At 61.9% G+C, this 13,381-nt stretch carries 11 protein-coding genes; 8 read left to right on the top strand and 3 right to left on the bottom strand.

Features of this window, described 5'->3' with window-relative positions; translation table 11 throughout:
* The first annotated feature begins 89 nt into the window (after nucleotides 1-89).
* Nucleotides 90-2,015, top strand: coding sequence for an ATP-binding cassette domain-containing protein (locus LJE93_12845; GenBank protein MCG6949792.1), 1,926 nt, complete (start codon nucleotides 90-92; stop codon nucleotides 2,013-2,015).
* Nucleotides 2,016-2,151: 136 nt separating this feature from the next.
* On the opposite strand, the gene LJE93_12840 is transcribed toward LJE93_12845, so the two are convergent.
* Both LJE93_12840 and fmt read right to left on the bottom strand, forming a co-directional pair.
* Complete coding sequence (locus LJE93_12840; protein ID MCG6949791.1) at nucleotides 2,152-3,411, bottom strand: RsmB/NOP family class I SAM-dependent RNA methyltransferase; 1,260 nt, start codon at nucleotides 3,409-3,411, stop codon at nucleotides 2,152-2,154.
* The gene (gene fmt / locus LJE93_12835) at nucleotides 3,395-4,333 is read right to left on the bottom strand and encodes a methionyl-tRNA formyltransferase (GenBank protein ID MCG6949790.1); all 939 of its coding nucleotides are present in this window, start codon (nucleotides 4,331-4,333) and stop codon (nucleotides 3,395-3,397) included. Before fmt ends, LJE93_12840 begins: the two co-directional genes overlap by 17 nt.
* Before the next feature lie 136 nt (nucleotides 4,334-4,469).
* Between fmt and LJE93_12830 the strand changes: the two genes are divergently transcribed.
* The 3 genes from LJE93_12830 (at nucleotide 4,470) to LJE93_12820 (ending at nucleotide 9,791) form a co-directional block, all read left to right on the top strand.
* On the top strand, nucleotides 4,470-7,088 hold the full coding sequence (locus LJE93_12830) for a TIGR03960 family B12-binding radical SAM protein (GenBank protein MCG6949789.1): 2,619 nt from the start codon (nucleotides 4,470-4,472) through the stop codon (nucleotides 7,086-7,088).
* On the top strand, nucleotides 7,085-7,462 hold the full coding sequence (locus tag LJE93_12825; protein MCG6949788.1) for a 6-carboxytetrahydropterin synthase: 378 nt from the start codon (nucleotides 7,085-7,087) through the stop codon (nucleotides 7,460-7,462). The genes LJE93_12830 and LJE93_12825 overlap by 4 nt, the downstream gene beginning before the upstream one ends.
* 313 nt (nucleotides 7,463-7,775) lie before the next feature.
* A complete protein-coding gene (locus LJE93_12820) occupies nucleotides 7,776-9,791 on the top strand; it encodes a 4Fe-4S dicluster domain-containing protein (GenBank protein ID MCG6949787.1) in 2,016 nt (671 codons plus the stop codon).
* On the opposite strand, the gene LJE93_12815 is transcribed toward LJE93_12820, so the two are convergent.
* Entirely contained in the window at nucleotides 9,749-10,828 is a 1,080-nt protein-coding gene (locus tag LJE93_12815) for an A/G-specific adenine glycosylase (GenBank protein MCG6949786.1), read from the bottom strand. The two genes, LJE93_12820 and LJE93_12815, sit on opposite strands and share 43 nt — an antisense overlap.
* A gap of 79 nt (nucleotides 10,829-10,907) precedes the next feature.
* On the opposite strand from LJE93_12815, the gene LJE93_12810 reads away from it, so the two are divergent.
* The 4 genes from LJE93_12810 to LJE93_12795 all read left to right on the top strand — a co-directional run.
* Entirely contained in the window at nucleotides 10,908-11,471 is a 564-nt protein-coding gene (locus tag LJE93_12810) for an RNA polymerase sigma factor (protein ID MCG6949785.1), read from the top strand.
* The gene (locus LJE93_12805; protein MCG6949784.1) at nucleotides 11,468-12,145 is read left to right on the top strand and encodes an NrsF family protein; all 678 of its coding nucleotides are present in this window, start codon (nucleotides 11,468-11,470) and stop codon (nucleotides 12,143-12,145) included. Before LJE93_12810 ends, LJE93_12805 begins: the two co-directional genes overlap by 4 nt.
* Before the next feature lie 78 nt (nucleotides 12,146-12,223).
* Nucleotides 12,224-12,745 (top strand): ferritin family protein, encoded by a 522-nt coding sequence (locus tag LJE93_12800; GenBank protein ID MCG6949783.1) that lies wholly within the window; start codon nucleotides 12,224-12,226, stop codon nucleotides 12,743-12,745.
* Nucleotides 12,746-13,001: 256 nt separating this feature from the next.
* A partial coding sequence (locus LJE93_12795) for an NAD-dependent epimerase/dehydratase family protein (protein MCG6949782.1) occupies nucleotides 13,002-13,381 on the top strand: 380 nt, incomplete at its 3' end.

Here is a 13,381-nt window from a genome sequence, read left to right as displayed (position 1 = left end):
TGAAATTCGAAATGCGGTTTGGAAGGGCAGACGGCATTCCGCATTCCGAATTCCGAATTCCGAATTCATCCTTGCTATCCTTCCTCGCCATGATCGCCGTCAATGATCTTGCCAAGGCATACGGGAGCCAGACCCTATTTTCCGACGTCAGCTTCCAACTCAACCCAGGCTGCCGATACGGTCTCGTCGGCGCCAACGGCTCCGGAAAGAGCACGTTGCTCCGCATCATCTCCGGCGCTGAGGAGCAGAGCGGCGGCAGTGTGTCGATCCCGAAGCGCCTGCGGCTCGGGGTTCTTTCCCAGGACCATTTCAGTTTCGAGAACACCCCGATTCTCGAGGTCGTGATGATGGGCCACGAGGAACTCTGGAATGCCATGGCCGAGAAAGAACGGATCCTCGAGGACTCAATTGACCATTTCGACGGTGACCGATACGCCGAAGTGGAGGACCTGATTGTAAGCCTCGACGGGTACAGCTTCGAGGCACGGTCAGGGGAGATTCTCGAAGGCCTCGGCATCCCCTCGGAACTCCACAGGCAGTCACTGTCCACGCTCTCCGGCGGCTTCAAGCTGCGCGTGCTCCTCGCTCAGGTTCTGGCCTCGGATCCAGGCTGCCTGATGCTCGACGAGCCCACTAACCATCTCGACATCCTGTCGATCCGTTGGCTCGAAAAATTCCTCTCGACCTACCAGGGGTGTGCGGTCGTCATCTCGCATGACCACCGGTTTCTCGATAACGTCTGCACCCATATCCTCGACATCGATTACGAAACCGTCACCCTCTACACCGGCAACTACTCGGCATTCACCAATGCCAAGGTCGAGGAACGAAATCGAAAGGAAGGCGAGATCGCGCGGCAGGAGAAGAAAATCGCCGAGCACAAGGCGTTTGCCGACCGATTCAGGGCCAAGGCGACAAAGGCTCGGCAAGCGCAGAGCAAGCTCAAACAGATGGACCGCATCGTTATCGAGCCGCTCGCCCGCTCTTCGCGTCGATACCCCGTCTTCGGCTTCCGCCAACGGCGCCCGAGCGGCAAGGAGGCCTTGAAGATCGAGCGACTCGCCAAGGCTTTCGGCGACAACCAGGTGCTGTCCGGCATCGACCTCAACGTTCGACGAGGAGACCGCCTGGCCATCATCGGGCCGAACGGCATCGGCAAATCCACCCTGCTCAAGATCGCCGTCGGCGAGTTGGCTGCCGATGCCGGCAAGGTAAGGTGGGGCCACGAGGTGCACGTCGGTTACTTCGCCCAGGACCACCGCCAGGCGTTCGAAGGCAGTAGTGCCACGATCGAAAGCTGGCTGGCTTCCGCCTGCACCGGCGAGAGCACCGGTGCGGTACGAAGTCGGCTCGGCAAGGTGCTATTTTCGGGAGACGAGGTCGAGAAGAAACTGCCGAGTCTATCGGGCGGCGAAGCGGCTCGGTTGATCTTTGCCCACCTCGCGGTGGCAGAGCCCAACGTGCTGGTACTTGACGAGCCGACGAACCACCTGGATCTCGAAGCCATTGAGGCGCTGGTCGCGGGTCTCGCCGCTTTCGACGGCACGCTGATCTTTGTCTCCCACGATCGCTGGTTCGTGTCTCAGCTTGCCACCAGGGTCTTCGAGATCACCGAACACGGCATCAACGACTATCCCGGCACTTACCGCGAGTACCTGGAAAGCTGCGGCGACGACCACCTCGACGCCGAGGCTGTAGAGTTACGGGTGCGGCGCGAAAAACGGGCCCGGAAGAAGGCCGGATCGAGGCAGGCCAAAACCGGCTCGAGGGTCAAACACGCCGCGCGGCACAAACAACTCGAGCTCCGCCGAGAGGTGGTCACCACCGCGATCGAAGCTGCCGAACAGCGGATCGAGGAAATCGACGGCGCGTTCTGCAGACCGGGCTTCTTCGACAAGACATCGGAATCACAGGTCCGATCGATGCAGCGGGAACGCGACACGCTGGCCGCTGATCTCGACACACTCATGGCGGAGTGGGAAGAACTCGAGGCCGATCTTGGATCCGACGACTGACATCGCAGAATTTTGAATTCTCAATTTTGAATTCTCAATTCCCACCCGCCCTCTCTGAGTATCGGGGCGGGCTGGGTGGGAATGCAAAATTCGGAATTGAGAACTCAGTTCTGGAAATTCAGAGCTCCCTTCGATTTCATCGGCGTCTCACCGCGTGCATCGTGAAGCCGTCTCCCAACGGGTTCGGGAGAATGCGGACGCCGCGGGCGGCGGTCGAAATGTACGGCATGCCGGCAGGTATGTGCGACTCGATGTCTGCCACGTCGAACCCTCTGACAGGTTCCGCGAAGAGGTCTTCATTTTCCTCAGGTTCCACCGAGCAGGTCGAGTACAGCAGAGTGCCACCCGGAGCGACGAGATCGAGGCTCGCTGCCAACATTTTTCGTTGTCGCTCCGCGATTCGGCCGATTGATTCCGGCGATAGCCGCCACTTGAGCTCCGGATGGCGCCGGAAGGTCCCAGTGCCCGTGCAGGGAGCATCGATCAACACGAGATCCCAACGGTCGACCGGAACGGAAGGCAAGGTTGCGTCGGCGACGATTATCGTGCATTCCCCCGCTCTACCGAGCAACGGAGCCATGAGGCGCGTCCGGCTCAGCCGTCGATCGGCCGCCACAGCACAAGTCCAATCGCCGTGAACGAGCAGTAGCGCAGTCTTTCCTCCCGGAGCGGCACACAGATCGATGAACCAGCCGGTCGCTCCGACCAGCGATTTGGCCACATGCGCCACTACCTGCGAACTCGGGTCCTGGGCGTAGGCGGCACCGCTCTCCACCGCCTGGAGAAGTCGCCCGGGGTTCTCCTGAGCAGACCAGGCCCCCGGACACCACGGGTGGCCGTCGAGCATCATTCCCGCGCCAACGAGCTCGTGGCGGGCCTTATCATCGAGGAACCAGGCCCAGGTCTGGGCCGGCTCCTGAGCCGCGGCCATGGCGGCCGCGGCAGCTTCATTGCCGAAATGATCGACCCACCTTCTGTAGAGCCACCCGGGGTGGGAGAGCCGAACATCGACCGGCGAGTCTCCCAGCGTTTCCCACGCCCCGGCAGATGCTTTCCTGAGGACGGCGTTGACCATCCCTGAAGCCGAGGACTTACCGAGACGCCGAACGAGGCGCACCGCGCCGTCGGTCGCCAATGGTGGCGGCATGCCCAGACGGATTGCCTCCGCAAGGCCCATGCGCAGGGCTACGCGCACCTCTGCATCGAGTTCTTCGAGACCGAGTCGGAGGTACTGCGCGAGCACCGTGTCCAGCGCGCGCAGCGAGCGTAAAACCTCGAAGACCCGAACCCTGACCGCCGAAGATCCGCTATTTGCCAGCAGGCGCGAAGAGAACGCGCCGTCTTCGACGCGCATCAGCATGCGCGCCGCAGTCAACCGATCAGCCGAGAGCCTCACCGCGGATTACCCGCTCTCCGATCAGAAATGCATCCACCGGCATACGACGACGGCCCTCCCTCTGCACCTCGGTAATTTTCGCAGCGGTACCTCGTCCGCACCGCACAATGATGCCGTCGGGCTCCGCCGAGATGACGGTCCCGGCCTTTTCCTTGCCCGGCGGGGCCGGCTTGACCTCGTCGAGCCCAAATATCTTGAGCCGCCCACCGCGAAAGACCGTGTAGAGCCCGGGCCAGGGGGTAAAACCCCTCAGCCGGTTGACGAGCTGACGTGCAGGCATCGACCAATCGACCTTGGCAAAGTTCCGGCGGAGCATCGGCGTCGTGTTGGCACCGTCCGCCGGTTGTGGTCGGGGCTGCAAACTGCCGTCCTCCAACTCGTCAAGTGTTTGAACAACCAGTTCCGCGCCGATTTCGGCGAGACGAGGGCCGAGCGTCTCGGCAGTTTCACCGGGTTCTATCGGTACCCGACGCTGGAGCAATAACGGCCCAGTATCCATGCCCTCGTCGAGCTGCATGGTTGTCACGCCGGTCGTGCGATCGCCGCACACCAATGACCACTGAATCGGGGACGGTCCGCGATGCCTCGGCAGAAGGCTGGGATGGAGATTGACGAACCCGTGAGGCGGAATCTCCAGCAGGCGGCCCGGGATGAGCTTGCCATAGGCCACAACCACAGCGACGCCTGCACCGCTCTCGGTCAGCACGCGGTCAGATTCTTTCGATTTGAGGTTCTTGGGTTGGTAGCACTCGAGCCCGTGGGCACGAGCCACATCAACCACCGGCGGCGAGGTCAGACTCTGCCGACGACCGACCGGTTTGTCGGGCCGCGACACCACCGATACCACCTGGTGTCTGCTGGCCAACAGGCCCTCCAGGGTAGGTACGGCGAACTCCGGGGTACCGAAGAAGACAACTTTCATGGCGGATGAGTGTACACGAAGTCTCTATCTCATTCAGGCCCTCCGGCCGGGGCCTGCCTGGGGGCGTGAATGAGGTTGGAAATAACTCCGATTTCATATACATTCACTCTCTTGAGGGAATAAACGGAGCGCTGGTATGAAACACTCGTCGCCGGACACCATCCGTTCGGCGCTCGACCACATCCTGCCGGGAGTCGAGAAACCGACCCGATACCTCGGCATCGAACGCAACCTGGTGCGAAAGCCCTGGGATTCGGTCCGGGTGCGGGTGGCCCTCGCCTTTCCGGATGCGTATGAGATCGGGATGTCCCACCAGGGGACAAGAATCCTCTACCACCTCGTGAACCGCCGGGACGACGCCCTGGCCGAACGTACATTCGCGCCGATGCCAGACATGGCGGAGGCCCTTCGCGCGGCCGACCTGCCTCTTTTCACGCTCGAAACCTATCGATCGGTCGCGGAGTTCGATATCGTCGGCATTTCGTTGCAGTCCGAGCTCAACTACGTCAACATCCCCTATCTCTTGGACCTCTCGCGGATCGCTCGACGCGCGATCGAACGCAGCCAGGATGAACCCATCGTCATCGGCGGCGGTCCGTGCACCGCGAACCCCGAACCGGTCGCCGACTTCTTCGACGCCATCCTCATCGGAGATGGTGAAGCCGCGCTCGACGAGATGCTCGACACGATCCGGGACGGCCGCGCCAGCGGGTCGGCTCGCGACGAAATCCTCCGACGGCTCGCCGCCGTTGAAGGGGTCTACGTACCCAGCCTGTATCGCTGGTTCGACGCAACCGGAGGGCGGCCTGCCCGATGGGAGACCGGAGACGGCAAACCGCCGTTCCCGGTCAAGCGGGTGTGGGTCGACCAGCTCGACGCAGAGGACCATCCCGAGTCCGTCATCGTACCCTTCGGCGACGTCATCCAGGATCGGCTCGGCATGGAGATCATGCGTGGCTGTACCCAAGGTTGCCGCTTTTGCCAGGCCGGTTACTGGTATCGCCCGGTGCGCGAGCACGACCCCAAGGTCGTGAGAGATCGCGTGCAGCGCCAGATTGCCGAGACCGGATTCGAGGAGGTCGGCCTGCTCAGCCTCTCCACGGCCGACTACTCACAGGTCGAGCCACTGGTCTACAACCTGGCCGAGTGTCTCCAGGACCAGCGGGTGTCGATCAGCCTGCCGTCCCTTCGGGCCGACGCCTTTTCGGTGGGGCTCGCGGAGGCGGTCTCGCGGGTTCGAAAATCGGGCTTCACCTTCGCACCCGAAACCGGTTCCGACCGCCTCCGAAGGGTGATCAACAAAACCTTCACCAACGCCGAGATGGTACGAGCGGCAGAGGCAGCGTTCGGCAAAGGATGGTCGCTCATCAAAATCTACGCAATGATCGGTCTGCCAACCGAGACCGACGACGATCTCGAGGAGCTGGCGCGGCTGGCTGAGGAGATCCTTTCCGCCGGACGCCGCGTCACCGGAGGGCGCAAGGTGCAGGTCAAGGTATCGGTCGGATGCTTCGTGCCCAAGGCGTGGACCCCGTTCCAATGGCAGCCATTCGCTGGAATTGACGAGCTCCACCGTCGTATCGCCTTGCTCAGGCAACGCTTCCGAAAAATCCGGGGTGCGCGTCTCACGTGGTCGGACCCGGCGGAGGCAGCGCTCGAGTCGTTGCTTTCGCGCGGCGACCGCAAGCTATCATCCGCCATCGAACGCGCGCACGATCTGGGAGCCGTGTTCGACGGCTGGACGGATTTCGCCAACCTCGAGGCCTGGAGCCAGGCAACCGAAGATGCCGGGGTCGACGTCGCCCGTGAACTCGGGGAGCGCGCCATCTCCGAGACGTTGCCATGGGACATCATCGATGCCGGCGTTCGCAAGGGATTCCTCAAGGGCGAGTGGCGGCGCGCTCTTCGTGAAGCCCAAACCGAGGACTGCAAGTGGGGACGTTGCTACAGGTGCGGAATTCCCGGCGACGGAGAGGACATCCGGCTCGCCATGACCACTCTCCCGGTGCTCGGCGAGGCACTGCCCGAAGCGGAAAGTCGGTTGGCGGCCGCGTACCGCTTGCGGCCCGAACCACGGATCCCACCAACGCCGGTGGACCGAAAGCAGCTTCCGGTCCACCGGCGTTATCGGTTCACTTTCTCGAAAACTGGAGACGCGCGCTGGTTGTCCCACCGGCAACTGATGGACACTCTCGAACGGGTGATCCGCGCGGCGCGCCTTCCGGTCCGGTTCACTGAAGGCTTCAACCCTCATATTCGACTGTCTATGGGGCCGGCCCTGCCGGTCGGCTACGAGGCTCGGGCGGAGGTCTTCGACGTCGACTGTACGGCTCCGCTACGCAGGCAGCATCTAGACCACGCGAGCAGCCTGCTCCCTGAGGGGGTGGAGATCCTCGACGCGCGGCCCCTGCTCCCTGGAGCCCCAAAGCTGGGACGGTTGATCGCCGCGGCGATTTACCATATCGGTCCGATGGCTGAGACCGAACCCTGGCCGGTGTCGGAGATCGACCTCGACGAGGAGATCCGCGCCGGCATCCGCCGTTGGCAACTGCTCGACGACGGCAGCCTCCTGGTCGAGCTCAACGCCCGCCAGGAGGATGGGCCGATGCTTTCGGTCAAAAAACTCCTCGCAGCCCTCGGCGTCGACGATCACTTGATCGCACGGGCACCGGTCATCCGACAGGCTCTGGTGCTGGAGTCGCGCGGGAAGTCGGGCGGCGCGGATTCAACGACGGAACAGGCGGCCGTTTCGTGAGCCGCTGGGTCGTCCACTCGGAAGCCTCGTTCGATGCACGCCACGCGTTGACCAGTTATCGAGGTGAACCTGAATCTTCCCACACGCATCGATGGAAGGTTGCGATTTCGGTTGGCGTAGACGCGTTGAACGACGAAGGCTACGCGCTCGACTTCCACCAAGCCCACGCGATCCTCCAGGCATCGATTGAACCTCTTGACGGCAGTGATCTCAATCAGCACTCGGAGGTCGGCAAACCCTCCCCAACGGCCGAAAGAGTCGCTGCGTTCCTCGCGAGCCAGCTTGCGCCTGCATTCGGAGACATCGATGGTCGACTCCTGACGGTCAGTGTCTGGGAAGGACCTGCAAATCGCGTCGATCTGAATCTCGACTGACGACACTTCTCAGAGCGACTACCCAGGTCATTCGAGAATCTGAATATTGAATTCTCAATTTTGAATTCCCACCCAGCCCCCAGTACTCCGGGAGGGCGGGTGGCAAATCCGAAATCCTAAATTCGAAGTAGGCGGGCGGGCGGAAATTCCTGATTCCTGATCCCTGACTCCTAATTCCTCATTCCTAATTCTCAATTCTCCCGTCTATACTCTCCCGCATGGATTGGCGCAGAGTGATCCTTTTCGGAGACAGATCAGCCATCGGAATTCCGTGCCACCGGGCGTGCCTCCCGGTGGTTCGTTAGGAGGAGACATGCTGCATCACGCCACGGCCGGCTCGTTCCTCGGCATTTCGGGAGTCGTGTGGTTCTGGGTGCTTACCATCCTCGGGGTCGGCGCCGTCGTCCTATCGCTGAGTCGGAGATATCAGCTTCTGAGGTCCGGCAGGCCCGACAATCGATTCGACAGGCTTGGCGAACGGTTCCAGCACATGCTGGTGTACGCCTTCGGCCAGAAGAAGATGTTCGACGACCCGTTGGCGGGCTTTTATCACCTGTTGATCTTCTACGGCTTTCTCGCCGTCAGCCTGCGCACCTTGACCATGGTCCTGGAGGGCCTCTTCGCGGGATGGGAGCTACCGCTCCTGCACACGCCGGTCGGAAATGCGTATCTTTTCTCGAAAGACGTGTTCGAGTTCCTGGTGCTGATCGGCCTGGCATTCGCGGTCTGGCGTCGCGGTATCCAGAAAAAGGACCGCGTGATCCAGAGCTGGGGCGCGTGGCTGGTGATCGCTTTTATCGCGATCCTGATGGTGACCGACCTCGCGTCAGAAGGCGCGCGGATCGCAGCGGGCGACATCGAAGGCTCCTACCTTCCCATCTCGTCCATCGTGGCGGGTCTATTCTCGAATCTCGAAACCGCCAGCCTGCAGACGATCTACGGTTGGAGCTGGTGGATTCATCTGATCACGCTCTTCGTCTTCGCCAATGAGCTACCGTACTCCAAGCACTTCCATGTGTACACGGCGCTCTTCAACTCCTTCTTCGCCAATCTCCAGGCGCCCGGCAAGCTGCCGGGCATGGACCTCGAGGACATCGACGAGGACACGACCTTCGGCATCTCGACGGTCACCGACTTCACCTGGAAACAGATGCTCGACATGTACACCTGCACCGAGTGCGGACGATGCCGCGAGTTCTGTCCGACCACCCTGACGCACAAACCCCTGCAGCCGGTGCTCTTCCTCAAGGCGGTCCGCGATCAGCTCTACAGCGAACAATCGGCGATTCTCGGCGCGCCCGGCGACGGCAGCCACCAGTCCGAGAACGAGCTGGTGCCGGCAATCGTCGATCCCGAGGTGATTTGGGCCTGTACCACCTGCCGGTGGTGTGAACGAGCGTGCCCGCTCGATATCACATACGTCGACAAGCTCGTCGAGATGCGGCGAAACCTGGTCCTCGAAAAGGCCGAGTTCCCCGAGGAAGCACAGCCCGCCTTCCGTGGCTACGAGGTCAACGGCAATCCCTGGCAGCTGCCTCCGGAAGAACGGGGCAACTGGGCCCAGGGTCTCGAGGTACCGCTGGCATCGGAAGCCGGAGGCGATTTCGAGTACCTCTTCTTTGTCGGTTCGCCGGGCAGTTACGATGATCACGGCAAAAAGGTCTCGGAAGCCTTGGTCAAGATCCTCAGGAAGGCCGGAGTCAAGATCGCCATCCTCGGGCCCGAAGAAGCATCGACGGGAGATGCGCCCCGCAGGCTCGGCAACGAGTACCTCTTCCAGGTGCTGGCCCAGCAGAACATCGAGACCATGAACGGCTACGGGATCAAGAAGATCGTCACCAACTGCCCCCACGCATTCAACACCCTGGCCCACGAGTACCCCGAGTTTGGCGGCGATTACGAGGTGGTTCACGGCACCCAGCTGGTAGCCGAGCTGGTACGAGCGGGCAGAGTGAAGTTGACTGGCAACCTCGATATCGATCTGGCATTCCACGATCCGTGCTACCTCGGTCGGACCAACGGCGAGTACGATGCTCCGCGCTTCCTGCTCAATGCCATCCCTGGAGTCAGGGTCCGTGAGGCCGAGCTCAACCGCGAGCGTTCAATGTGCTGTGGCGCGGGCGGCGGCCGCATGTGGTTGGAAGAAAAAATCGGCGAGCGCATCAACCAGACGCGTTTCTCCCAGCTGGAAGCCAGCGGCACCTCGGAGGTGGCGGTCGCCTGCCCCTACTGCTTCTCGATGCTTTCAGACGCTCAGAACGAGCTCGGCCGCGAGAGTGTTTCGACCTACGACGTCATCGAGCTGGTGGCCAAATCGCTCGACGGATAGCCCGAGCAACCCGACCGGATCTCGATCAGCTTTTGCAGAAGCGATGAGGTAGGGACTCCAGGATCCTTGGGGTCAATCCACCGCCACCCTGCTGCCGGCGGTTCCAAATGGGGGTTCTCGAAAAAGACCGGGATCACCTCGATCCGGCGGTGGGTGATGCTGTGACGGACAGGCGTCCCCACTATCGCGGTCGAGTCGACGGAGAAGGGCAGCATCTGCACCGCCTCGCTTGCCGCATCCGCCTCGTCATCCAGCTCCCTGAGCGGCGGCAGCCAGAGTCCTCGGAGAATCGGCCCCGTGTCCACTCTTTGCAACAGCCACGACCCTTCTGATTCCACGACGCACGCGGCGACCCAGCGAAGTGATTCACTGGCCCTCCGTTTGCGGGGTGGAGGATAGTCGGTTTGCCGACCGGATCTCTCGGCAGCACAATCACCGCGGATTGGACAATCGCCGCACCTCGGATCGGCAGACGTGCAGACGGTCGCTCCGAGCTCCATCAGCGCCTCGTTGACCTCCCCTGGGTGTTGTCCCTCCATCATGCCGCGGATCCACACCTTGAGGCGGCGGCGTCCCTCTGTTGAGCGAGGATCCTCATCGAGTGCCAACACCCGCGACCCAACCCTCATGACATTGCCATCGAGCACCGGCTCGGCGGCGGCGAACGCGAGCGATGCAACCGCGGCGGCGGTGTACGGGCCTATGCCCGGCAATTCCTGGAGCTCTCGAAAAGTCCGCGGCAATCCCCCGGAGCGTCTGGCGACCTGGCCAGCCATTTCGTGCAGCATGCGGGCCCTGCGGTAGTACCCGAGCCCTGACCACTCGGTCAATACCTCCTCTTCCGATGCCTCCGCGAGTGACTGGAAAGTCGGGAATCGCTCGACGAAGCCATTAAATCGAGGTGCGACCCGGTCAACCTGTGTCTGCTGGAGCATGAATTCGCTCACCACCACGTGGTAGGGATCGCGGGGCTCCCGCCTCCATGGCAACGGACGCGCAGCCTTTCGATACCATTCGAGCAGAGAATGCAAAACCACTGACCGCATCGTACAGGGCATTTCGACGTCGGTATAATGCCCGGGTTGTAACGATCGAACGAAAAGGGGCAAATCTCCCATGAAACCCGACCGGCAGGCCGAGGAGCGCAGATTGACCGAGCTCATGATCGGCTACCAGAAAGGGAACATGGATGATTTCGAGGGACTCTACGCCGCTCTCAAGCAACCCCTGCTGCGTTACCTCTGGACGTTCGTTCGTAACGCGACGGTGGCGGAAGATCTGCTCCAGGACACCTTCCTACAGATCCATCGCGCGCGCCAGACGTATTCGCCCCCGCGCCCGGTCAGGCCCTGGATCTACGCCATTACCAGGCATGTTGCGTTGATGCACCTGCGATCAGGACGTCGTCGCAAGGAATCATTGGCCGATGACCAGCTGCCCGAAGTGCCCGTGCTCCCCGAGATGGAAAAGCTCGCCGACCGGGCAACGTTGCACAGGCTCCTCGCGGAGCTGCCTCGTCACTCACAGGAGGTCCTGATGTTGCACCATCTGCTCGGGATGAGCTTTCAGGAGGTCGGCCAGATTCTCGGCATCGCGGCCGGAACGGCCAAGGTGCGCTCACACCGGGCCATGAAAGCCCTTCGAAAGGAACTCGAGGACCATGATGGAGGTGAAGCGTGAGCAGCAATTCGCTCCCAGCTTCCCTCCGCGAGGCGATCTCGGAGGATCTCACTCCGGTGAAACCTCTGCCCGCATGGTGGATGCGCACGATTTACGCTCTGGTTGTGGCCGCAGCCGGTCTGGCTGTCATCATCGCCTTGTTCGAACTCTCGCTGCGGCCCGACATGGATCAGCTGCCAATGTGGCTGACTTGGGGATGCACCGCGGTACAGCTTGTTGTCGGCGTGATCCTGATCGGCATGGCGCTACGCGAAGCGGTGCCGGGAAACCGCGCACCGACAGGCACCGCCAGCCTTGCCGTCGCCACCGGTGTTGTCATGCAGGTGCTGGTCGGCATCGCCACGCGGATGCACAGTCCGGGTGTGCCCCTCGAGAAGGGTACCGGATTCGGGATCGGGATTGGCTGTTCTGCGCACGACGGCGCGCTCGCCCTCCCGGCTCTCGTGATGACCCTGTGGCTCGTGTTCAGAGCCCTGCCGCTGCGGCCATCGGTGGCGGGCCTCCTCGGAGGTGCCGGTGCCGCCGTCACCGCAGACGCCGTCAACCATTTCATCTGCCCGATGTCCGATCTCCGCCACGTGCTTGTGTGGCACACCGGGATGATACTCGGGTTGATGCTCCTCGGTTGGGTCACAGGGAAGGTGTGGGAGTGGAAACGGTTCAATCAGGACTGATCCGGTGTCGGCCGAGAGCGCTCGCGGCGGGACCGGCTACAATATGGCGGTTCGCATAACACGCAGACCGGAGGGCCAATGAGCCAGGAAATCGATTTCAATCAACTTTCACTCCGCGACACCCTCGACCTCGCCATCTCGATTGAAGAGGAGGCCAAGGAACGTTACGACGACTTCGCCGAGCAGATGGACGCACATCACACCCAGGAAACGGGAAAGTTCTTCAGATTCATGGCCGCGAACGAGGTCAAACATGCCGAGAAACTCGCGGCACAACGAAAGGAGCTCTTCGGCGACGAGCAGAGCACGGCAGACACCTCGTTGATCTACAACATCGAAGCGCCCGAGTTTGACGCTGCGCGCGCGTTCATGTCGGTGCGGGCGGCACTCGACGTCGCGATGGAGTCGGAGGTCAAGGCTTACGAGTTCTATGACTCTGCCCTGGCAAAAATCTCCGACGCGGACGTCAGGGAGCTCTTCCTCGCCCTCCGCGACGAGGAGGCGCGCCACCAGGATATGATCCGGGAAACGATGGCCAAAATTCCGGAGGACGACGGCTTCGATCCCGACGACTTCGTGGACGAACCGGCGGCACAGTAGGCCACGGCCACGCTTGGTAGAGGCAAGGCGGTCGTGGACTGCCTGAAATAGCCGGACTCACAGTTGTTGAAGCCGCCGAGACGCCAAGAGCGCAAAATCGTTAATCATCTTTGCGATCTTCGCGTCTTTGCGGTTCCCAAACCATTTCAGTCTGAAAAACCCGCGCGAACTCAAGAGCTCACTGGAGTGCTCCTGCCTTCAGTCCCTGCCATCCCGTTGGAAGGATCGGCCCACGATCCGTGTTGTGAGGATCATCATGAGAATTATCATTTCCGGTTCAAGTGGGCTGATCGGATCGGCGCTCGTCCCAGTCCTCGAGGCGGCGGGCCACCAAGTGGTGCGGCTGGTTCGTACCGCGACCGACGAAGCGTCCCACCAGATCTCCTGGAACCCGACCGTGGGTAATCTACACCCAGATGTGGTCGAAGGGGTCGACGCAGTCATCAACCTCAACGGACGCTCGATCGCCGGGGGCCGCTGGAACCCGACAATCAAGGAGGATCTCAGAGCGAGCCGGCTCGACCCAACCACAACGCTGGCCAACGCTATTCGGCAGGCGGAGCGGCCGCCCTCCCTGCTCATCAATGCATCCGCGGTCGGTTTCTACGGAGATCGTGGAGAGGAGTCTCTCGACGA

The organism is Acidobacteriota bacterium, from assembly GCA_022340665.1.
Lineage (GTDB): Bacteria > Acidobacteriota > Thermoanaerobaculia > Thermoanaerobaculales > Sulfomarinibacteraceae > Sulfomarinibacter.
This window is presented reverse-complemented; position numbering and strand designations above follow the sequence as displayed.